The organism is sulfur-oxidizing endosymbiont of Gigantopelta aegis, from assembly GCF_016097415.1.
Lineage (GTDB): Bacteria > Pseudomonadota > Gammaproteobacteria > GRL18 > GRL18 > GRL18.
In genome coordinates, this window is the sequence record NZ_JAEHGE010000001.1 from 1,841,102 (window position 1) to 1,862,980 (window position 21,879).

Annotated in this window: 20 protein-coding genes, 1 tRNA gene and 2 pseudogenes; 15 read left to right on the forward strand and 8 right to left on the reverse strand. The window is 40.8% G+C overall.

All coding sequences use genetic code 11. The features are described from left to right. The first annotated feature begins 4 nt into the window (after positions 1–4). On the forward strand, positions 5–1,042 hold the full coding sequence (gene amrS / locus JEU79_RS09230) for an AmmeMemoRadiSam system radical SAM enzyme (protein ID WP_198263888.1): 1,038 nt from the start codon (positions 5–7) through the stop codon (positions 1,040–1,042). A gap of 157 nt (positions 1,043–1,199) precedes the next feature. Beyond that, on the forward strand, positions 1,200–2,447 hold the full coding sequence (locus JEU79_RS09235; protein WP_198263889.1) for an HDOD domain-containing protein: 1,248 nt from the start codon (positions 1,200–1,202) through the stop codon (positions 2,445–2,447). Between the two features lie 52 nt (positions 2,448–2,499). On the opposite strand, the gene folK is transcribed toward JEU79_RS09235, so the two are convergent. From folK to JEU79_RS09250, 3 genes are all read right to left on the reverse strand, one after another. Continuing rightward, entirely contained in the window at positions 2,500–3,048 is a 549-nt protein-coding gene (folK, locus tag JEU79_RS09240) for a 2-amino-4-hydroxy-6-hydroxymethyldihydropteridine diphosphokinase (protein WP_198263890.1), read from the reverse strand. A gap of 82 nt (positions 3,049–3,130) precedes the next feature. Then, positions 3,131–3,487, reverse strand: coding sequence for a dihydroneopterin aldolase (locus JEU79_RS09245; protein WP_198263891.1), 357 nt, complete (start codon positions 3,485–3,487; stop codon positions 3,131–3,133). A gap of 258 nt (positions 3,488–3,745) precedes the next feature. Then, positions 3,746–5,083, reverse strand: coding sequence for a transposase family protein (locus JEU79_RS09250; protein ID WP_246540138.1), 1,338 nt, complete (start codon positions 5,081–5,083; stop codon positions 3,746–3,748). A gap of 255 nt (positions 5,084–5,338) precedes the next feature. On the opposite strand from JEU79_RS09250, the gene JEU79_RS09255 reads away from it, so the two are divergent. Next, a complete protein-coding gene (locus JEU79_RS09255) occupies positions 5,339–5,653 on the forward strand; it encodes a SirB2 family protein (RefSeq protein ID WP_198263893.1) in 315 nt (104 codons plus the stop codon). A 177-nt stretch (positions 5,654–5,830) separates the two neighbouring features. Then, positions 5,831–6,190, forward strand: coding sequence for an NnrS family protein (locus JEU79_RS09260; protein ID WP_246540550.1), 360 nt, complete (start codon positions 5,831–5,833; stop codon positions 6,188–6,190). Positions 6,191–6,194: 4 nt separating this feature from the next. Here the strand turns inward: JEU79_RS09260 and tnpC are convergent, their stop codons facing one another. The 3 genes from tnpC to tnpA form a co-directional block, all read right to left on the reverse strand. Next, entirely contained in the window at positions 6,195–7,685 is a 1,491-nt protein-coding gene (gene tnpC, locus JEU79_RS09265) for an IS66 family transposase (protein ID WP_246540140.1), read from the reverse strand. 106 nt (positions 7,686–7,791) lie between these two features. After that, complete coding sequence (tnpB, locus tag JEU79_RS09270; protein ID WP_198263025.1) at positions 7,792–8,157, reverse strand: IS66 family insertion sequence element accessory protein TnpB; 366 nt, start codon at positions 8,155–8,157, stop codon at positions 7,792–7,794. Then, complete coding sequence (gene tnpA, locus JEU79_RS09275; RefSeq protein WP_198263342.1) at positions 8,154–8,483, reverse strand: IS66 family insertion sequence element accessory protein TnpA; 330 nt, start codon at positions 8,481–8,483, stop codon at positions 8,154–8,156. The genes tnpB and tnpA overlap by 4 nt, the downstream gene beginning before the upstream one ends. Positions 8,484–8,537: 54 nt before the next feature. Between tnpA and JEU79_RS09280 the strand changes: the two genes are divergently transcribed. Further along, positions 8,538–9,395, forward strand: a complete 858-nt coding sequence (locus JEU79_RS09280) for an NnrS family protein (RefSeq protein WP_198263895.1) — start codon at positions 8,538–8,540, stop codon at positions 9,393–9,395. A 99-nt stretch (positions 9,396–9,494) separates the two neighbouring features. Further along, entirely contained in the window at positions 9,495–10,094 is a 600-nt protein-coding gene (gene plsY, locus JEU79_RS09285; protein WP_246540141.1) for a glycerol-3-phosphate 1-O-acyltransferase PlsY, read from the forward strand. Positions 10,095–10,359: 265 nt separating this feature from the next. Here plsY and tsaD read toward each other — a convergent pair whose 3' ends face one another. Next, complete coding sequence (gene tsaD / locus JEU79_RS09290; RefSeq protein WP_198265939.1) at positions 10,360–11,388, reverse strand: tRNA (adenosine(37)-N6)-threonylcarbamoyltransferase complex transferase subunit TsaD; 1,029 nt, start codon at positions 11,386–11,388, stop codon at positions 10,360–10,362. 287 nt (positions 11,389–11,675) lie between these two features. Here tsaD and rpsU point away from each other — a divergent pair, with 287 nt between their 5' ends. From rpsU to JEU79_RS09315, 5 genes are all read left to right on the forward strand, one after another. Continuing rightward, positions 11,676–11,891, forward strand: coding sequence for a 30S ribosomal protein S21 (rpsU, locus tag JEU79_RS09295; RefSeq protein WP_198263896.1), 216 nt, complete (start codon positions 11,676–11,678; stop codon positions 11,889–11,891). 142 nt (positions 11,892–12,033) lie between these two features. Further along, the gene (locus tag JEU79_RS09300) at positions 12,034–12,483 is read left to right on the forward strand and encodes a GatB/YqeY domain-containing protein (RefSeq protein WP_198263897.1); all 450 of its coding nucleotides are present in this window, start codon (positions 12,034–12,036) and stop codon (positions 12,481–12,483) included. 98 nt (positions 12,484–12,581) lie between these two features. Beyond that, positions 12,582–14,393, forward strand: coding sequence for a DNA primase (gene dnaG / locus JEU79_RS09305; protein ID WP_198263898.1), 1,812 nt, complete (start codon positions 12,582–12,584; stop codon positions 14,391–14,393). 244 nt (positions 14,394–14,637) lie between these two features. After that, positions 14,638–16,464: an RNA polymerase sigma factor RpoD gene (rpoD, locus tag JEU79_RS09310; protein ID WP_198263899.1), complete on the forward strand. Its 1,827-nt coding sequence runs from the start codon at positions 14,638–14,640 to the stop codon at positions 16,462–16,464. Positions 16,465–16,594: 130 nt separating this feature from the next. Continuing rightward, positions 16,595–16,671, forward strand: a tRNA-Ile gene (locus JEU79_RS09315). 980 nt (positions 16,672–17,651) lie between these two features. Here the strand turns inward: JEU79_RS09315 and JEU79_RS09320 are convergent. Further along, a complete protein-coding gene (locus JEU79_RS09320) occupies positions 17,652–17,855 on the reverse strand; it encodes a hypothetical protein (protein ID WP_198263900.1) in 204 nt (67 codons plus the stop codon). A gap of 326 nt (positions 17,856–18,181) precedes the next feature. Between JEU79_RS09320 and istA the strand changes: the two are divergent. The 4 genes and pseudogenes from istA to JEU79_RS09340 all read left to right on the forward strand — a co-directional run bounded on the left by istA (position 18,182) and on the right by JEU79_RS09340 (position 21,846). Beyond that, positions 18,182–19,673: pseudogene (gene istA, locus JEU79_RS09325) on the forward strand (IS21 family transposase). 1 nt (position 19,674) lies between these two features. After that, a pseudogene (gene istB, locus JEU79_RS09330) lies at positions 19,675–20,420 on the forward strand (IS21-like element helper ATPase IstB). A 473-nt stretch (positions 20,421–20,893) separates the two neighbouring features. After that, on the forward strand, positions 20,894–21,409 hold the full coding sequence (locus JEU79_RS09335; protein ID WP_198263901.1) for a helix-turn-helix domain-containing protein: 516 nt from the start codon (positions 20,894–20,896) through the stop codon (positions 21,407–21,409). Between the two features lie 83 nt (positions 21,410–21,492). After that, complete coding sequence (locus tag JEU79_RS09340; protein WP_198263902.1) at positions 21,493–21,846, forward strand: hypothetical protein; 354 nt, start codon at positions 21,493–21,495, stop codon at positions 21,844–21,846. Positions 21,847–21,879: the final 33 nt, after the last annotated feature.

A 21,879-nucleotide genomic window follows, 5' to 3' on the forward strand; every position in this document is an offset into this window, starting at 1 on the left:
CTCCATGTTTGAAGCACAATCAACTATCGTGACTGAATATTGGCATCGCTCATCACAACATCCTGAGCGTTTAGTGTGTGATCTTTGCCCGCGTTATTGTGAGCTAAAGGCAGGACAACGAGGCTTTTGTTATGTCCGAGCCAGTGATGGTGAACAGATTGTTTTAACCACCTATGGACGCTCCAGTGGTTTTTGTGTCGATCCCATTGAAAAGAAGCCGCTAAATCATTTTTTGCCGGGCTCAGCGGTTTTATCCTTTGGTACTGCGGGCTGTAATTTGGGCTGTAAGTTTTGTCAAAATTGGGACATCAGTAAATCCCGTGCAATGGATAAAGTCATGGCCTATGCTGCGCCAGAGAAAATTGCCGAGGATGCCATAAACAAAGATTGCCAGAGTGTGGCCTATACCTATAACGACCCGGTGATATTTCATGAATATGCCATCGATGTCGCGCATGCTTGTCGAGAAAAAAATATTAAGTCAGTTGCAGTGACCGCTGGTTATATCTGTGAGCAACCCCGAGAAGCATTTTTTTCCGTCATGGATGCAGCAAATATTGATCTAAAAGCATTTAGTGAGACTTTTTATCAACAACAAACAGGCAGTCATTTGCAAACGGTTCTGGAAACTCTGCAATACCTATATCATCATACCGATGTTTGGTTTGAAATTACCACCTTGCTTATTCCGGGGCTTAATGACTCCGAAGCCGAAATTGAAGCCATGACCCAATGGGGAATCACTCATTTGGGGCCGGAAGTGCCCTGGCATTTTAGTGCCTTTCATCCTGATTATAAGCTGAAAAAGATACCCCCTACACCGCTTAAATCGCTACTTCGAGCAAGAAACATTGCTCGGAAAAATGGTTTTTGTTTTGTTTATACCGGCAATGTACACGACAAGCAAAGCAGTAGTACTTACTGCCATCAATGTGGTGAATTATTAATTGGTCGTGACTGGTATCAATTGAGTGATTGGAATTTGAGCGGTTTAGGCAGCTGCCAATCCTGCGGCACAAAATGCCCCGGTGTCTTTTTGTGAACTGTCCCGAATCTTGCAGAAGATTGACGCAGAAGAATAGGGCTAATTGTGCTATCCTGTCGGAAATAGTATTTTTATAAACATGACTTTAATAAAATACTTGAAACATAAGCCTCGAAAAAAGACCTTAGAAAATAGACCTTAGAAAATAGTTAATATGGAAACAGAAGTTATTGATATCGAAAGTCTGAAATTTTTTACCCCATTTCATACGCTCACAGACAAACAATTACATTATATTGCCATCAATGCAGAAGTAATGCAGGTTGCTTCGCGCAAGGTTGTTCTTGAGTTAAATTCAGATTCAGTGGATAAATACCTCTTGTTAGAAGGGCGTTTAAAATTGCGTGCTTTTGATGATTCAGAGAGTGAAATTGATGCGGGTAGTGAACGGGCAAAGAATCCTGTTGCACAGCTTCGCCCCAGTCGTTATCAAGTGATGACTGATACAGCCTGCAAAATCCTTGTTTTACAATCAGATTTTCTTAATACTGCACTAGAACAATCAGAAATCACCTCTTCTATTAGTCTGGATGAAATGGTTCTGGATGAAGAGCATGAAGATGATCGCATCTTGTATGAGTTGATTCTGGAGTTGCAGCAGGGTAATTTTGTGTTACCAAGTTTGCCCAGTGTCGCGACTCGAATTCATCAAACCATTGCCGATGAAAATTCCAGTGCGGATGATATTGCGCGGGTGATCATGGCCGACCCCTCAATTGCAGTAAAAATAATTAAAGCAGCCAATAGTGCCTTGTATCAACGGCAGAAAAAAGCGGATGATTGTAAGACTGCCGTGGTGAGCTTAGGGACTCGAGTGACCACGCAATTGGTGACTTGTTTTGCACTTAAAGAATTATTTAAATCATCTAATAAGCTCCTTGAAAAACGCATGAAGAAACTATGGGAACATAGTATTGAAATTGCAGCGATTAGCTATGTGCTAGCAAAAGTTACCCCGGGTTTTAATGCGGAACATGCCATGCTGGCAGGTTTAATTCACGATATCGGTAATATTGCTATTTTAAATAAATCAATGGATCATCCCTTGATCACTGATAGTGAAGAGCACTTAGATAAAGTGATGCATAAAATGCATGCTCAGGTGGGCAGTTCTATTCTTAAACGTTGGGATTTTTCTGATGACTTTATTCAGGTGGCAGAAGAAACTGAAAACTGGATGTACAAAGGCTTGGGTGAAAAGCCGGATTTAGTGGATATTATCAATATGGCGCATTTGCACAGCTATATAGGCTCGCCCAAACAAAGAGATGTGCCTATTATTGATCAAACACCTGCTTTTCATAAGTTGGCACTGGGCAAATTGACCCCCAAACTCAGTATTAAAGTACTGGAAAAAGCTCATGAAGGGATTGCCGCAACCAAGGCGTTATTAAGGCTCTAACTTAAGTAAGACTGTCACTTAAGTAAATCTGTCACTTAAGTAAAGCTGTCACTTAAGTTTTAGCATCCCAGCAAAAATCTATTTTTTCTAATGCTTGGCCACCGGAATCATTGCGGGTTTTCTGCGCCAAGATTTGCCACATATCAGCCATACTTTTTTTCGTTTGTGGATGAATTAAATCCGGTGATAAATCCGCCAGTGGTGATAAGACAAAGGCATATTTTTCAATTTCATCACGGGGCACACTGATGCCATCCTGATGAATAATTTCATCATCATAGAGCAACAAATCAATATCGAGGGTTCGGGCAGAAAACTTTTCCTGATTTCGACGACGGCCATTTTGATGTTCAATCTCTTTTAAGGTTTTTTCTACCTCAATAGGCGACATCGTGGTATTAAAACTGGCGACCAAATTGAAAAAATCATCCCCTTCAAAACCAATGGCCTGGGTTTTATAAACCGGTGACAGTTTCAAGTCACAGTCTTTGTCTGCAACAGACTTGGAAAAATATTCCTGCAAGTATTTTACCGCCAGACGAATGTATTTTTCCTGTTCTATATTACTGCCAATGCCGACATAAACCAGATGCTGGGTCATTTTATTACTCTTCTTCGCTCATCATTTAAAGCGACTATTTAATGTTGTTTCGATGTTGTTTTGATATTGTTTCGATGTTGCTTCAGTCTTGAGCAGAACGCTCAATAATCACACCCACGCCACTGGCTTCATTCACTGCAATGGGCTTGTTTAATTTTACCCGTACCCACTGTGCCATAAATTCCTGCAAAATAATACGGCTGACCTCTTCAACAAAGGATTCAACTAGTTGATATGAATGTTCCTTGGCCAGTTGTTTCATTCTTTCACAGACATTAAAGTAATCAATGCAATGCTCGATGTGATCGCTTTGTGCCGCGTCCTTAATTGAACAGCCTATTTCAATATCCAGAATGATGGGCTGGGTTTGCTCTCTTTCCCAGTCATGGATACCGATTATAGTGTCTAACTTGAGCTGCTTAATAAAAACAATATCCACGTACGCGTCCCGTTATTTGCTAGTGTTGTTTTATATAATGCTGAAATAAGCTAGCATATTCGTTGATTAGTCGGTTAAAATCAAGTCACACCAGTTTTCAACAGCAAAACTCGGTGAAGTAACTTATTCTTATGAATTAAGCTGAAAACAGCATTTTTTGTTTGCCTGATGCTTTTTAAAATTTTTTTTGTTCTTTCTTTCTAAATAGCAGGCACGGGAGATGCTGCGTTTAATCGACGCATTTTCCCTAAAATAGGTTTATTTTCTTATTTTTACAGGTCTCATCTCCTCATAATCGTCTCTGTACAATAAAAAATCCATTAAATGTTCCCAGGAGTCCATCACAAAAAAGGTAATAACCCCTCTGAACTTTTCCCACATTAATTTTTTAGAGCCAAACTTTTTACGACAAGCTTGATAAGCCCCATCGGTTAATTCAAAAATTTGATGGAAATAAAAAGCCAGCAAGGTTAACAGATACATATTAAAGCTCAGGTGCTTCTTCCCATGACCATAATTATGCTCAATGTGATAGCCTTGGTTCTTTAATGTGTTGAAACATTCGTTTTCTATTTTCCAACGACATCGACCCGCCTGGGTCATTGTTTGAATATTATGTTCACTGATCTTTATGTCGGTGACCCAGCTATTTCGGTAGATAATTTTCCCTGCGGTATTGGTGAGGGTATATTCAAAAAAGTTAACTTCAATGGCATTTTTTTCGCCATGTAAAGGGACATTATTTTTCCATCGATAATGATGTTGGTGCCCTTTTTCGTCAATCCAGTCCATTGATGGGAGTTCAGAAAATGCTTCAAGCCATTCAAATAAATATGTGTGATCACCAGGTTTGGCAACCAATAAATAATGCATCATTTCTTCAATTATATCTTCTATCATAGGTTGATGTGACATCAAACCATCACCACAAATCATAAATCCTTGTCTTGGATGTGCTTTTTTTAGATTGGCTATAAAACGTTTGGCTGCATTACTTTCACAATCCTGTTTTTTTGTACCATCCGTATTTTGTATTGCTTCAGGCATGACAGGGAGCACTTGTTTTTTATCGGGGTGCATAATGGCACCTTGTAAAACAGCATGACTGTAGGTTATTTCACCCGTTCTATGTTCTTTATGAAGACAACAGTCACAATGGATTTGCTTAGAGGAATAATATTGCGTGCCATCAATAACACAAAGCAATGTGTTGGGTAATATGGCATACTCTTCAAGATGCTTATGTCGTCTGAGTCGTTCAAATAAATCTTTAAATGCAGGTGCAAATGTTTTAGAGGGTATGAGATCCAAAATGTCTCTTAGTTGACTATTTTTAGGAATTTTTTCAACATTAAAAAGAGTGCGTAAATTATTTTGATTCTGTTCCTCTTCCATCTGTTTCTGAAATTCACTTAAAGAGGGATCTTGAAAATACATGCAGGCAAAAGCACTCATAAGCACATCATGTTGACTGTAATCACACTTTCCTTGTACTCGGCTATCTTTGATTGCATGAAAGTGCAGTGAGATGGCCTGTTTCAGGGCAGAAAAACTTAAATGTTTTTTTTTTGCTGACTTAAAGAGGCCAAAATTCACAGTACCAAGCATATAAAAGGGAAATATTTTTTAACATGAAGTCATTCAACCAATTGAAAAACAAGAGTTTGATCTCTTGTTTCTCAAAATGCAAGCTTTTTATTTGATTTTTTAATTTTGCTAAAGTTACTGCGAAAAGTTTTTTATTTCTGCTTGGTAAGCACCACTACAACTCAATTGTTCATCTCAGCGAGAATTGCTGAGTTTTCAACTAAGCATTTTACAATATAAGTACCGGATCATAATAGAACGCTAATGACTTTTTATGAATTTGTAAAATATCTGCACGTCACTGCGATTATCTTATCCATCAGTGGCTTTATTATTCGCGTTATTTTAAAACTCAATGACTCTCCCTCACAGCGCAAATACTGGTTCAAAAAATTACCTCATAAAGTGGATACCTTGTTACTGGCCAGTGCCCTGACAATGGTTTATCTCTTAGGCGTTAATCCCTTCACCACCTTCTGGCTTGCAGAAAAAATGACGGGACTACTGATTTATATCCTACTGGGGATGATTGCTTTACGCTGGGGAAAACCAAATCGATTCGAATTATTGCTGCTCTGAGTGCGGTCACAGTCTTTTCCTATATTGTTTTTGTTGCACATTATAAAGCGCCTGCCATTATTTTTAGCTATTAGTAGCGTTTTTCAGCTTGATCTTAATCATTCACAGCTAAGCACATTCTTGCTCTAATAGCCTCTTCATATTTAGTTAGTGTCCTTAATGGAGAAGAATGTGTTTATGCAAATCGACGAGGCGCCCAAGAAATCCTTTGCGCTGTTTAATTTAGGCTTCCGTCCATTTTTTTTATTGGCCGCATTATCAGCCATTATTTTAATGGCCATCTGGGCTTTGTCATACGCAAATATCATTCAACTCAATACCTACTATGGTTTTGTTGACTGGCATAGCCATGAAATGCTCTTTGGTTATGCCGCAGCGGTTATTGCAGGTTTCTTGCTGACGGCAGTGAAAAACTGGACCGGCGTGGCTACAATCACCAAAACACCTTTGGCCTTACTGGCCGGGCTCTGGGTGCTCGCGCGTATCCTCCCCTTTACGACAATGCCCGGCATTTTAATTGCCTCAGTTGATGTGTAAGCGCTTAACGAACAGCGTTCTTTACCTTTTCCAATTCTGATTTTTTAAAATTCCAGGGAAGCAATGCTTCCAGCTTTTCAACCGTATCCGCATAAGGTAATTGGGTTAATACATAGACCATATACGTATATGGCTCAATATCATTGGCCTTAGCGGTTTCAATAAAACTATAATGAACTGCACTGGCATGTGCACCCTTTGGCGTATCTGAAAATAACCAGGCCTTTCTACCCACGCAGAATGGACGGATAGCATTTTCTGCCAGCACATTACTGATATTCAACCGACCATCTTCACAATAAACAGTCAGCTTAGGCCATTGATTATTAATATAGGTGAGTGCTTTTCCTGTCAAGCTGTCGTTCGGCACTTTGCCCAGGGTGTTATCGACCCATGTTCTTATTTTCTCAAGAAGCGGCAGGCTCTGTTTCTGACGAACCTTAAATTTTTCATTAACACTGGCTTCTTTTATCTCACGCTCAATTAAATACAGCTTATTGATATGGGCCAGTGCCACATCGGCTTTTGTAGGCTTTTGATTGCTCTTTTTCTTTGGTTGTGCCGTCTGAGAATCTTTGAATTTACGGCGAGTGTGATCCCAGCAGCCGACCGATGTGGCATTATTTTGTGCACACACGGCATTGTAACCGGCATAGCCATCGGTTTGCAGATAGCCGCTAAAGCCATCAAGCAGGCGCAGTGGTACTTCCTTCTTACGAGAAGGATCGTATTCAAACAGCACACTGGGTTGTCCAGGTGGCCCGCCACGACTGACCCACATGTATTTGTTCGAATGAGCACTGAGTCCCGGCTCTTTTAATACTTTGAGCACCGTTTCATCCATTTGGATGATGTCACCCGACAGTTGATGTTCTCGCATGAGGTTGATGAGCGGCTGGAACTGATGAGCCAGTTTAATAGCCCAATTGGCCATGGTGGCTCGGGTTATATCGCCGCCATAGCGTGATAATATGCCTTCCATTCGATACAGAGGCAAACCATCGGCATATTTTGAGATAATGATGTGTGCCATCAGGTGAATACTGCCCATTGATTTAGGTAATGGATGTTTTGGCATGACCGCAGCTTTCATTGAACGACTGTCTGTGTCATTGGTGCCTGCAAAGACGGCTTTTTCCTGGAAGTATTCCAGTATTTGGACTTTAGCTGGAATGATATCCAGCTCTTCTCTGACTTTAGTGTAAAAAACCTCAATGGCACCGGCTTTTTCTTCATCTGTCAGATCGATGAAGACAGGGACTCTTGGAATAGTCTTTGAGAAAGGCTTCCTGCCTGTTTTTTCTTTCTTCTTAGGCGAAGTGGTTTTAGGTTCAGGGAGCCCCTCATCGTCAGCCGCCTGCTCAGCTTCATCAAATAAGCGTTCCTGACCATCACTTTTTTCACTGCTGGGTGCAAAGCGTTTACTACGAGCCAGACGAAGGGCTTCTTCCAGTATTTTTATACGGTGGTTTTTCTGTTCAATGACACTCAACAATTCATTCTTGTCCGCGTGTGAAAAAGCGGAAAATATAGAGTCGTTTTTGTGGATTCAGCCTTGTTTTGCATGGCTTTATTATAACAAAAAATAGACTAAAAAGTACTTAAAATACAGACTCATAATGCAATTTCTTATGCGGTTTCATGACACTGATATCATAGCCGTCTAATAGCCAGTTGATTTGTTGTCCGGTGATATTCATCAGGTCATCTTCACCCTTTGGCCATTTGAACTTTTCTTCTGAGAGACTTTTGTAATAGAGTACAAAACCGGTATTATCCCAGAAGAGGCATTTAATTTTATTACGCTGACGATTGGTAAAGGCATACAGATGGCCTGCAAAAGGATTATGACCTAATTCACATTCAACAATGGCACTGAGGCCAATAAAACTTTTACGAAAATCAACAGGCTTCAGATAGAGATACACCTGTGGCAGGCTGAGTGATGGACGTATGGCTGACTTCATTGGAACAGTCCTGCTAATTGTTTTACCAGCTGTACATTATCGGCAGTCACTCCTTCAATGCGTAGCTGATTGGGTAATTCTACAATTAATGCTGAGGTGCGGGCTGAATAGTGTTTCGGGGAGGATAGTTGAATAAAACCATTCCCCTTTGTCATCGCACTGGTTTGCGTTGTTGCACCCAGCAACTTACGCTTGTAATAGCCAAAACGTTTGATGGATAGCCCATGTTCCTGACAATAGGATGCCTGGCTGATACTGTTTTCATTCCATTGATTAACGTGGTCTTGCCAAAATTGTTTTGAGTTGGCTTGGGTTTCTGGTTTCATTGATATGTCTCATAATTAATCGATGGATTGATTATGAGGCAGGGGAGATATTTTTTGAATAACGCTAGATGGTTAAGCGCTTACGTTGATGTTGCTTTCTTTTTCTTCTTAGCACTGGCAGTGGCGCATCCTATTGTAAAGGCAAAGCAATGGACTAACCTTATTATGGTGTTTATTCTCAGTGTCTTTATGCTTGCGGATATCTTAGTGCAAGCTCAACATCTGGGACTTCTAGCCACCGGCGTTGCCAGTGGAAATCTCATGGCGCTGTATAGTATTTTATTGATCATTCAAGTATTAACGGGTCGTGTGATGCCTTTCTTTACCCGTGCGGTCGTGCCGGGCACCGAAATTATTGACCGGCCGATATTAGAAAAAATATTATTAATCACTCTGATACTTCTGGCACTGGCGGATATTTTAGCCTTAAACAATATTTTGACTGCAGCTTTAGCGGCGGTTTTACTCATTGCACACCTCCTGAGGGTGAGCCCATGGTTTTCAAAACCTGTTCTGGACATTCCTATTTTATGGGTGCTCTATGCCGGTTATTTGTGGTTTCTGATAGGCTTTGCACTAAAAGTTATGGTGGGCTTTGGCTGGGTAACGAATAACCTTGCTATTCATGCCTGGACTGTTGGCGTGATCGGCATCACCACTTATGGCATGATGGCAAGAGTTTCACTCGGTCATACGGGGCGTGAAATGTTACCCTCAAAGCTGGCCATTATTGGTTTTTATCTACTCTTTGTCGCGGTGATTATGCGGGTTATTTTACCTCTGTTTTTCGTTAGCCTTTATACAATGTGGGTTGATATCGCTGCAATACTCTGGTGTCTGGCATTTATTCTCTTTGCCATTGCCTATATCCCTGTTTTAACCCAGCCAAGAGTGGATGGAGGAGAGGGCTGAGTAGAAAGTTCTCTTTTTAATCGGAGAGGAAAATTGTATTGAGTGCTTATCTAATTTATTTGTATAATAAGGGCTCTCTCATTAATATAGATAAAAATTGTGCCAATCGAACCTATTTCAAGTGTTTTTTTAACCAGTGCTTTAAGCCTTTTTGCCTATCTCTTTGGCTCTATTTCTGCGGCGATCATTACCTGCAAGGTCATGGGACTGCCCGATCCAAGAACTCAGGGCTCAAATAACCCCGGTGCCACCAATGTGATGCGCATCGGGGGCAAAAAAGCGGCTGCGATTACGCTATTGGGTGATATGTTGAAAGGCTTGCTACCGGTCTTGATTGCCATGGCGATTACTCGAGAGGAACTCACCCTGGCATTGGTGGCTGCTGCTGCTTTTCTCGGTCATCTCTACCCCATCTTTTTTGGCTTTAAAGGCGGCAAAGGGGTAGCAACTTCCTTTGGGGTGATTTTAGGTGTTAGCTGGCCAGTGGCGATTGCGATGATGCTAACCTGGTTAGGAGTGGCTTATGGCTTGAAAATTTCTTCTATGTCAGCCTTGGTCGCTGCGGCACTTGCCCCGTTCTATTTTTGGTGGCTGACGGGCTCAAATGTTTATGTGATTATGGCCGTGCTTATCTCCAGTCTGCTGATTTGGCGTCATCGTAGCAATATTAAACGCCTATTGGATGGGACTGAGAAATAATGTTAACTGTTCAGTAATATTCCCGTACCAGGTTGATATTTTAGGGACTGACCAAATAAGCCCATTTATTTTTACACTTGTAGGATGTGGTGAGTGCAACGAACCGCATCAAAAACATTTGTTTAAAGCCTTTGATGCGGTTCGTTCCTCACCACATCCTACATTTGAAGTGCAAAGCAGATTGAGCGGTTCCATATTTCATCATGCGCTGAACCGTATCATTATATTGTTGAATATCGGCTTCTTTCTCATTAAGTCTCTGATATTAAGCCCCTGGCGCTTTTAAATCGCCTAAAGGCCAGCGGGGTGTGGTTGAAAAACCTTCACCATCTGTTTCGCCTGCAATTAAACGCTGTAAGCCTGCAAAAGCAATCATTGCGCCATTATCCGTACAAAATTGCATGCGTGGATAAAATACTGTCAGCGATGTTGTTGATGTTGATTGAGCTAATTCCGTCAGACGTTCGCGTAGGCGTTCATTGGCACTGACACCACCAGCAATGACCAGTCGTTGATGTCCTGTTTCTTTTAACGCCCGTTTACATTTAATCGCCAGAGTGTCCACCACCGCTTCCTGAAAAGCAAAGGCCACATCCGCTTTGGTCTGTTCACTTTTATCAGATTTAGCCCAGGTGTTTAAAACAAAGGTTTTTAAGCCGCTAAAACTCATATCCAAGCCCGGTCGGTTGACCATCGGGCGAGGGAATTTATAACGACCGTCACGACCTTCCAGTGCTAATTTGGCAATGATGGGGCCACCAGGATAAGCCAAACCAAGCATTTTTGCAGTCTTATCGAAGGCCTCACCAACGGCATCATCCAAGGATTCACCAATGATTTTATATTGCCCAATGCCACTGACATCGACCAATAAAGTATGCCCACCGGAAACTAATAGTGCCAGAAAAGGAAATTCAGGTGGCTGGTCTTCCAACATGGGGGCTAATAAATGGCCTTCCATATGATGTACGCCAATACTGGGACACTTCCACGTCCACGCCAGAGAGCGTCCCACTGCTGCGCCAACCATTAAGGCACCCATTAGACCCGGTCCAGAGGTATAAGCGATGCCGCCAATATCATCTGGCTGACAATGAGCTTGCTTCATCACCTCATCAATTAGCGGAATGATACGCCGGACATGATCGCGGGATGCCAACTCCGGCACAACGCCACCATATTCGGCATGTAAGGCGATTTGACTGTATAATGCCTCTGCTAATATACCTTGTTGATCATCATAGATCGCAATGCCTGTCTCGTCACAGGATGTTTCAATACCTAATACTTTCATGCAGGTATTGTCTACTCTATGCAAAATGCTTTCAAGTGAAATTTTTATGCTTAAAAAGAGAAAGATCTTTTGCATTTATTCTCAGGTAAGAGTATGATTCCGTCTCTGCGTTCTAGGTCAGATTCTATTTGCTGACAAGTCACTTTTTTTGCGAAAAAATGCGAAAAAAGTGAGGAACGTGTGACGATTATACGGTTTCAATCTGCTTGAGAACATGAGCGTGAGATTGGGACAATTTATTTTATATTTGCCATTATTTTTATATTGGGTAGGAGCTAGGAGTCTGCATGCCATCGGTTAAGCTTAAAGAAAACGAGCCATTTGACGTAGCATTACGTCGTTTTAAACGTTCTTGTGAAAAAGCAGGTGTTTTATCAGAAGTTCGTCGTCGCGAACATTATGAAAAGCCAACAGCTGTTCGTAAACGTAAAGCAGCCGCTGCAGTTAAACGCTGGCAGAAGAAGCAGTCTCGTGATATTGGTCGCCGTAAACGTATGTACTAAAGTAGTATAAAATAGAGTGTTTTTCTAGGTTTTTTTAAAGCTTTTAAAAAACACTCTTAATACTATTGACTTAAAACAGCTAATTTAAAACCTTTTTAAACGGTTGTTTTAAGCTTCGCAAACCAAACAGAGCTATGAGAATATGAGCCAGACGTTAAAGTCTCGTCTTCAGGACGATATGAAAAATGCCATGCGGGCTAAAGAAAAAGACCGCCTTGTCGTGATTCGTGGCATCATAGCAGCTGTGAGACAGCGCGAAATTGATGAACAAATAGAGCTTGATGATAGCCAGGTTTTGGCTATTTTAGACAAGCTGGTTAAGCAACGACGGGATTCTGCCCAGCAGTTTCGCGATGCCGATCGTATCGATCTGGCTGATAAAGAAGAAATGGAAATGGGCATGCTCCAGGAATACCTTCCCGTTGCCTTAACCGACATCGAAATTGCTCAATTAATTGATGATGCCATCAGCAGTACCGGTGCAGAATCAATGAAAGAAATGGGCAAAGTAATGGCATTACTGAAGCCACAAGTACAGGGTCGAGGCGATATGTCTCAGGTCAGTGCTTTAATCAAACAGAAATTATCCTAATTTCAACATCCCTAAACCTTATTAATTAGCATTTTTAGGTCTCACGGGTATACAGTAGTTCCCACTTAATCAGATACAAATTAATCTAATGGTTTGATATGGCTGGCACGATTCCCAGAGAATTTATTGACGAAGTCTTAGCATACACCGATATTGTTGAACTGATCGATTCCCGCGTGCCACTGAAACGTGCTGGTAATAACCACATGGCCTGCTGTCCTTTTCATGGCGAGAAAACCCCCTCTTTTAGCGTTAATCAAACCAAACAGTTTTATCATTGTTTTGGCTGTGGCGAAAGCGGCGATGCGATTCGATTTTTAACTGAATACGAACACCTGAGCTTTGTCGAAGCCGTTGAAGAATTAGCCCAAATGGCTGGCTTAGAAGTACCTAAAGTGGCTTTTAGTCAAGACGCGCCACGCCAGGCTCCAGAGCAGTTCGACCTGTTAGATCAAGTGTCAAACTACTACCAGCACCAACTCAAAAATCATCCTCAGTCGCAACAAGTTAAAGACTATGTGCAACAACGTGGTCTCAGTGCAGAAGTGATAAAAACCTTTGGCCTGGGTTTTTCACCCCCGGGTTGGGATAATGTGCTCAAGGTCATTGGCGCAGGTGATGAGAAAAAAACTCAGGCCTTGTTTGATACCGGCATGTTGATTCAACGTGATGAAGAAAATAAAGCACAATCATCACAGCGTTCCCCTTACTATGATCGTTTCCGAGAACGCCTGATGTTTCCTATTCGTGATCGAAGAGGACGCACGATTGCGTTTGGAGGACGGATCTTAGGTGATGGCAAACCGAAGTATCTTAACTCACCTGAAACCCGCTTGTTTCACAAGGGGCAGGAACTTTATGGGCTATTTGAACTCAAACAAGCATTACGAAAAATAGACCATATTGTTGTTGTTGAAGGCTATATGGACGTGGTTTCACTGGCGCAATTTGGCGTTAATTATAGTGTGGCCACCTTGGGCACTGCCACCACTGCGGAACATTTACAAAAACTATTTCGCCTATGTGATGAAGTTTATTTTTGTTTTGATGGTGATCGCGCCGGTAGAGAAGCCGCCTGGCGGGCAATGAATAACACCTTATCAGCAATGAAACCGGGCAAGCAGGCGCGGTTTATGTTTTTGCCCGATGGTGAAGATCCTGATACGATAGTACGGCAACACGGCCAAGCGGGTTTTGCAGCAGAAATGGACAAAGCCATGAGCTTTTCCGAATTCTTTTATGACAACCTAACACAACAAGTTGATATGAGCTCACTGGATGGTCGGTCACGCTTGATTGATTTGAGTAAGCCCTATCTGGGAAAAATTCAGGAAGGGGCATTTCAAACCCTGATGGTGGCCCGCTTGTCAGAGTTGGCGGAGATTGAACCTGCGAGTTTGTTACCTCTGTTGGGGATAAAATCCCATGCTATTTCGGGGATGGCTACGGCGCAAACAAAGAGCAAATATTTTAAGCCGTCATCAGCCGTTGTCCCCGATGCTCCATCGCCGGTTAAAAAAGCCCTGACTTATTTATTGCAATATCCCTATCTTGCAGCCAGTGTGGGTGATCCGGGTCGTTTTTCTTCATTAGAACTTACAAATATCAGTGTTTTTGTGCAATTGCTTGATTTACTTCAAAATGATCCCCAATTAAGTACAGCAAGGATACTGGCAAACTGGCAAAATACAGAATTGCATCCGTACTTGTCACAATTGGCCATTGAACCCTTATTGATCAGTGATGAACAGGCCATAGGATGTGAATTTAATGAAATTTTACAATTGTTTACTCGCCAATATCAGCAACAGCGCTTTACACAGTTACAACGCATACTTCGACAGCAGGGTTTAAACCCGCAGGAAAAAAGCGAATATATGCAATTACTCGGGGCACTAAAATCAAAGTAAGCGTCTAGGCAGAAATCAATAGACAGTGAAATAAGTCCGATTTTCACTAAAACTTATTTAAAGCTTAAAATTGGATAAAAATCCCAATTTTGTGAGCAAGATTACGCTTTTTTAGCACTTATTAACTGGTTTTTTCTTTGTCTACTCGCAAAATAATGCTTAATATGTTAGAATAGTAAGTTATCTCAAGCATTTTTTATTGCATACTTTCACCGATCACATTTACGTACGGATCAAGAGGTCTATGGATCAAAACACTCAACAATCTAAAATAAAAATTCTTATCGCACGTGGCAAAGAGCAGGGTTATCTAACCTATGCCGAAGTAAACGATCACCTGCCCAATGATGTGATGGAGCCAGAACAGATCGAAGATATCATTGCCATGATCAATGATATGGGCATCAAGGTTGTCGAAACTGCGCCTGATGCTGATGACATGATGGTCGAAGGTTCACCATCAACGGATGATGATGCCGTTGAAGAAGCTGCCGCTGCATTGGCCTCCATGGATACCGAATTCGGTCGTACTACCGATCCCGTACGTATGTATATGCGTGAAATGGGCTCAGTTGAATTACTGACTCGCCAGGGCGAAATTAAGATCGCAAAACGGATTGAAGAAGGCATGAAGCAAATGCATTGTGCTTTAGCTTCCTATCCGGCGACTATTAGCTTGCTGCTTCAAGAATACGTTAAAGTAGAAAACGAAGAACGTAAAATCACCGACATTCTGAGTGGCACAGGTTTCGCCTTACTGGACGAAGAAGATGTAGAAGATCATCTCTTAGCTAATCCTGCTTCGACGCCAAATGATACCAAAGATGACGATGAAGAAGAAAGCAATGAGCCAGTCGGCCCTGATATGGAGCTGGTTAAAGAACATTTTGCGCTGATCCGAGAGCGCAATGAACAGTTACTCATCGCCGAAGAAAAAGAAGGCTATGATGGCGAGACTTGCAAAAAGATCCGTGAAGAAATTGCTGATGCCTTTATGAAATTAAAGCGTACTCACAAGCTGAATGATCGCTTGGTTGCTGCATTACGTTCTTTAATCGAACGCATTCGTATGCACGAAAAAATTATTCTGACAGCCTGTGTTGAAAAAGCACGCATGCCCAGAAAAGAGTTTATTACGTCTTTCCCTTACAATGAGACTGATCTGACCTGGTTAGATGCACACATTGAAAAAGGGGACAGTTATTCTGAAGTGCTAAAAGAACATGCCGATGAAATCCGCAAAGCACAGCGCAAACTGGTTGCTATCGGTTTAGAGTGCCGCATGAGTATCTCTGGCATTAAAGATATTAATCGTAAAATGTCCATTGGTGAAGCCAAGGCACGTCGGGCGAAAAAAGAAATGGTTGAAGCCAACTTACGTTTGGTTATTTCCATCGCGAAAAAATACACCAACCGTGGCCTACAATTCCTGGATCTGATTCAGGAAGGTAATATCGGTTTGATGAAAGCAGTAGACAAATTTGAATACCGCCGTGGTTACAAATTTTCCACCTATGCTACCTGGTGGATTCGTCAGGCGATAACACGCTCCATTGCCGATCAGGCACGTACTATTCGTATTCCAGTACACATGATTGAAACCATCAATAAACTCAATCGTGTTTCCAGACAGTTACTACAGGAAAAAGGCCGCGAAGCGACCCCTGAAGAACTGGCAGAAAAAATGGAAATGCCGGAAGACAAAGTGCGCAAGGTGCTAAAAATTGCCAAAGAACCTATCTCCATGGAAACCCCAATTGGTGATGATGAAGACTCGCATTTAGGTGATTTTATTGAAGATCAAAATATTCAGTCACCTGCAGAAACGGCTAATACCACCGGTCTGAAAAGTGCGACGCGCAATATTTTAGAAGGCCTCACCGCCAGAGAATCTAAAGTACTGAGAATGCGTTTTGGTATCGACATGAATACCGATCACACCCTCGAAGAAGTGGGTAAGCAGTTTGATGTAACCCGTGAGCGTATTCGTCAAATTGAAGCCAAAGCACTGCGTAAACTCCGTCACCCAACCCGCTCGGAAATGTTACGTAGCTTTATGCGAGAAGACTAAAATAGAAGAACCAGTTTTTATCCCATAGAGACTAGTCATACAATCAATAACCCTTTATAATGCCTGCTTCTTAAATCGTTCTTTATTAAAAAAGACTTTAAGAAGCAGCTTTATATACCTACCCTAATAAGGGCCTGTAGCTCAGTTGGTTAGAGCATCCGACTCATAATCGGCAGGTCGACAGTTCGAGTCTGTCCAGGCCCACCATTTTCTCTTTAAAATCAATAGATTACTTTTCTCAAGATAATTATTTTTCTATTATTTTATCACTGTGCCAAAATCGTGACAAAGATTTGGTTATTTCATTATTCTTAAAATAATTTTCAAAAAACTCTTAAAATTATGTAATTATTAGAACACCCGATTTCTCACCATATGTTCCAGTGGATATTATATTTTTGAATAAATTTAACACTTTAAAATCAACCTTTTATGTGTGTGTTTTGTTATTTGGTTTCTGTGTCTTGACTAGTGTGCCAAGATTGTGACATTGTTATTTTTGAAAGTGAGTTAGAAAAATATCATAAGTAATGATCAACAGGAAATATCCTCTCTGAGATAGGATTAAAATGAGAAAATATTGACATTTTATTAATGTGATTTGAAAAATTCATCATTCCAAGTTTCTTCTAAAGGAAGAAGAGTCTTTACTTTAAAGCTCTTCTTTCAGACTGAAATATAATTTCATTTTTTATCAAGATAATGGCAGTTGAAAATACATTTGGTCAAATTCTTCACCTCAACTCAACAGCCATTTTTATAGAAATAGTAAATAATTAAAAATCAATATTATCAGCTGATTTTGCAGATTGATACGGTGCCAGGTATGTATAACGAAGCACCATTTTATAGGATGACCAACCACCAAGCTCTTTTAATATTTGCATTGGAGTGCCAGACAGCGCATGCCAGCTAGCCTATGTGTGTCTGAGATCATGCCACCTAAAAGATGAATACTTGTAATTTTTCAAATCCATGGTTGGATATTTTTGAGCCCACGGTTTTTTTTTGGTAATTATTAGCTTTAAATGGGGCTATACCCGTACGATCCAATGCCTTTCTCCAAGCAGTAGTGTTTGTATAACTGATTGGCTTTCTCTTGTATCTGGCGTCAACATGATTAATTGTACATAATTATCTGTAGTAGTATTTATGTATCAGTTTAAAAGTGATCTGACTGATGTAAATTACACATAACCACCATCTGCTGTACGTTTTATTGCACTGATAACCAGATCGTCATGTCCAATAGCAACTAATTCTTCAGCTGTCTTATTGCCACAAGATTGTAATCGTGAATTTTTATACCATTGATTTGCTTCCTCATCATTTTGACAGAGAGATAGTTCTAAAAGAAGAGTTAATACTTTGTCTTTAATTGATTTTTGCATAAGTATCTCGTTACATATCCTTTAAAAAGCATACCTAGATTCAGGTTCTTCACATTTTTGCGGACTTTTGTCGGTTTACGACCAAAGCGGCTACCCGTGGAAAACAAAACTCTGTAGGGGCAGACCTATGTGTCTGCCCTTCTGTTGACTTGAAAAGAAGGGCGAACACATAGGTTCGCCCCTACCTACGAACGGTCATTTTGCTGAGAGTTGGAAAAGTACGCTATTTTGTGAAGAATATTAGGCGACAATTAACTTGTCCGGTCGGCGACAACTAGCTTGGCCGGTTTGATACACTCCAGACACATTAATCGAGAAGGATTTTTATGTCTGGAAAATCAATTACCCAAGAACAGGTCAAGTTATACATGTCACATCGAAAACAACCGAATCACACTCAAGCTTCATCAGCAGCCAAAGCAGGATTTTCAGAAAGATCAGCGCGACGCATTGATACAGGTAAGCACCCCGGCGGCACCACACAGCCCAGACAGTACAAAACTCGAAAAGATCCCTTAAATGGTGCTTTTGAACAACATTTAGTGCCCTTACTTGAGATTGAGCCCAAACTACAGCCCATTACCTTATTAGAAGCACTGGAAGAGCTAGAACCCGGTCAATTTGACAACACTCACCTAAGAACACTGCAACGCCGAGTCAAACGCTGGCGTGCTCAGGAAGGACCGGAGCAAGAAGTTATTTTTCAACAAAAACACATTGCCGGTGATATGGGTATTTCAGATTACACCTGGGCTAATGAGCTTAAAATCACGATTGACGGAGAAGAGTTTAAACACAAACTTTATCACTACCGATTGGTTTATAGTGGCTGGACTTATGTTCAAGTTGTCTTAGGTGGAGAGAGCTTTGAATCTCTTTCTTCAGGCTTACAAAATGCGCTATGGCAATCAGGCGGTGTCCCTGTAAGCCACCGAACCGATAGCCTAAGTGCTGCATTTAACAATCATTATGAACAAGAAAAGCTGACCGAGCGTTATGAAAAATTATGTCAATACTATGGTATAAAAGCCACTCGAAACAATAAAGGCATTGCCCATGAAAATGGAGCCATTGAATCCCCTAATGGTCATTTAAAACGCCGAATCGAACAAAAGCTACTCCTTCGTGGCAGTCGAGATTTTACCGCCTTATTGGATTATGAAGCCTTTATTGATGACATCGTTCGCCAAATAAACATACGCTGTAAAACACGATTTAATGAAGAAAAAGCACACTTAAAACCGCTTCCCAGCCGCCGCACCAATGGCTTTAGTGAGCTCTATGTTAAAGTCACCACAAGGAGTACCATTTCAGTTAAACGAGTCACTTATACCGTACCCTCCCGATTGATTGGTACCACGTTATTGATCCATATTTATGATCAACATTTAGATTGTTTCTATGGTCATGAATTGACCTTAAGTTTAAAGCGTATTTATGCACACCGCCATATCCGTTCGCGTTCAATCAATTATAAACATATCATTCACTCGTTAGCCAAAAGCCCAATGCCTTTAAATCATCGGCTTACCGAGATGATATTGTCCCAGAAGGTGATTTCACCCTGATTTGGGAAAATCTCAAACAAACGGGCATTCATGATGATGATTGCCGTTACATGGTGAGCTTGCTGTCCATTGCCGATGCCTATGATTGTGAAGCAGCGCTGGGTCGTTTTGTCTTAGCCTCGTTAGAAGCCGGCAGTCGAGTTTCCATCAAAGCGTGCCGTGACTTTTTGCGCCCATGTCGGTTGATAGACCTCAGTACACCAGTCAGCAACATGACTTATCGACCTACAATGTATTACTGGGGAATTAATATGGCCAATGCACAAAGTTTACCGTTTTTACTCAAAGAATTACGTTTAACGACCATGGTCAAACAATGGCAGCAGGTTTCACAAAAGCCATTGAATTAGATTGGGAGCCTGAATTATTTTTAGCCCATTTATGTGAATTAGAAACCAGTTACCGGCATGACAATAAATTAAAGCGCTTATTAAGAGAAAGCAAACTACCCATTGGTAAACAGTTATCACAGTATGACTTTAATGAAATAACCGGTGTGACAGCCCAACAGCTCAAACAAAAATTACTCAGTTAGACTGGCTCAGGCAAGGACATAATCTGCTTTTATTTGGTGCCAGTGGTCTGGGGAAAACGCATTTAGCCGCCGCTATTGGTTACGCACTCATCGAGCAATCAGTGCGGGTTAAATTCATGAGCAGCACTTCATTGGTGCAAATGCTTCAAAAGGCAAAAGAAGCGTTATCTCTGGAATTTGAACTGAAAAAGCTGGATAAATATGAGTTACTTATTCTTGATGATATTGGCTATGTCAAAAACCAATAGTGAAAGCCAGGTACTATTTGAATTAATTGCGCACCGATATGAACGCAATAGCTTGCTCATTACCTCAAACCAGGCTTTCAGTGAATGGGATAGTATCTTCACTGACAATATGATGACAGTGGCTGCCATTGACCGACTCATTCATCATGCGTCTATTTATCAAATTGAAGGCGACAGTTATCGTAGAAAACAAGCGATGAAAGGCTTAGATTAATGGCTAACTCATTGATCGCTGAACATTTTAAAAGCAAGATAAAAAGCATAGAGCGGGCGAAAAGCCAAAAAGCTCAAAGTGGCCTCGTGCAAGAGCAAAAGCCGCACATCGGTCGCTTTTCGCCCTAGAGCCAGATCAAGAGCAGCGACTAAAGAAAAATCAAGTTAAAAAGAAGAGCAGACAATTAAAGGAGAATAATCGATTGTAAAAAACTCACTATGAATAAAATAATAAATTAGAAACCGGCCAAGCTAATTGTCGCCAACCGGACAAGGTAGTTGACGCCAGATAGAAGAACCTAGATTCAAGTTATATTATAACTATTGTGAGACAAAATCGAAATTTACTGGTAAATAACCCTTATCAAGTTTGAGTTAATACAGATAAATATAGTAAAACGTTATTTTTTGCGCTACTATTTAACAATATTGTAAATTCATGTTTCATGAACAGTGAACAAAGAGTTGTTTTATATGAAAGCACAAGATATTTTGGTCGTTTTAAAATTATTATCTAAGCTTATTGCTAATCAATCATGGAATCAGCGTGAATTAGCTGATGAACTTGGGATCAGTGTTGGAGAAATAAATGCATCTCTTAAACGTAATCAAAAATCAGGATTTTTAGATGCTGAACTGATACCTGTGAAATATGCTATTAAGGAATTCTTACTTCATGGGTTTAAGTACTGTTTTCCCGCTGAATTAGGTCAACCGACAAGAGGTATTAAAACTGCTTATGCTGCACCATTTATTGCAGAGCAATTTGCTTCTCAAGAGTTGCCTCCTGTCTGGCCTGATCCAGATGGGGACGAAAGAGGAATAGAGTTTAAAGCTCTTTACAAGAGTGTACCATTTGCCATAAAAAAGGATCAGCAATTATATCGGTTTTTAGTGTTATTAGACATTTTGCGTAGCGGTCGTAAACGTGAAATAAATTATGCAGAAGAACTATTGAAAAATGAAATAGAGCAAACATCTAGTGAGTAATTTACAGTTGTTAACCATGGTATGTCATGAAATTGAGACTATTCTTGAACAAACTGTTTTAGTTGGGGGGATGCGCTACTGAATTGCTGTTAACAGACAAAGGTGCACCTGAAGTTCGATACACGACTGATGTGGATATGCTTATAGAGGTTGTTTCCCTGGTAGAATATTATCAGGCTTGTGAACAGTTAAAGAATCTTGGATTTCACGAAAATCATGAAGTGATTTGCCGATGGGAGAAAAATGGATTAATCCTGGATTTTATGCCAACTGATGAAAAAATATTAGGATTTGGCAATCCTTGGTATAAAGATGCAATTAAGCATAAATCATCGACTGTTTTGGATGGTATGACTGTCTACTATATTTCGGCTCCTTATTTTATCCAAAAATCTCTTAACAAACGAAGCGAAATACACCTTCCTTCAGGTGGGTGATCAGCGACATTAAAATTTTTTTCAATACTTCTT

Coding starts and splice junctions, on each gene's coding strand:
- amrS (WP_198263888.1), top strand. CDS start 5: ATGTTTGAAGCACAATCAACTATCGTGACTGAATATTGGCATCGCTCA.
- JEU79_RS09235 (WP_198263889.1), top strand. CDS start 1,200: ATGGAAACAGAAGTTATTGATATCGAAAGTCTGAAATTTTTTACCCCA.
- folK (WP_198263890.1), bottom strand. CDS start 3,048: ATGACCCAGCATCTGGTTTATGTCGGCATTGGCAGTAATATAGAACAG.
- JEU79_RS09255 (WP_198263893.1), top strand. CDS start 5,339: ATGACTTTTTATGAATTTGTAAAATATCTGCACGTCACTGCGATTATC.
- JEU79_RS09260 (WP_246540550.1), top strand. CDS start 5,831: ATGCAAATCGACGAGGCGCCCAAGAAATCCTTTGCGCTGTTTAATTTA.
- tnpB (WP_198263025.1), bottom strand. CDS start 8,157: ATGAAGTCAGCCATACGTCCATCACTCAGCCTGCCACAGGTGTATCTC.
- tnpA (WP_198263342.1), bottom strand. CDS start 8,483: ATGAAACCAGAAACCCAAGCCAACTCAAAACAATTTTGGCAAGACCAC.
- tsaD (WP_198265939.1), bottom strand. CDS start 11,388: ATGAAAGTATTAGGTATTGAAACATCCTGTGACGAGACAGGCATTGCG.
- rpsU (WP_198263896.1), top strand. CDS start 11,676: ATGCCATCGGTTAAGCTTAAAGAAAACGAGCCATTTGACGTAGCATTA.
- JEU79_RS09300 (WP_198263897.1), top strand. CDS start 12,034: ATGAGCCAGACGTTAAAGTCTCGTCTTCAGGACGATATGAAAAATGCC.
- dnaG (WP_198263898.1), top strand. CDS start 12,582: ATGGCTGGCACGATTCCCAGAGAATTTATTGACGAAGTCTTAGCATAC.
- rpoD (WP_198263899.1), top strand. CDS start 14,638: ATGGATCAAAACACTCAACAATCTAAAATAAAAATTCTTATCGCACGT.
- JEU79_RS09320 (WP_198263900.1), bottom strand. CDS start 17,855: ATGCAAAAATCAATTAAAGACAAAGTATTAACTCTTCTTTTAGAACTA.
- JEU79_RS09335 (WP_198263901.1), top strand. CDS start 20,894: ATGAAAGCACAAGATATTTTGGTCGTTTTAAAATTATTATCTAAGCTT.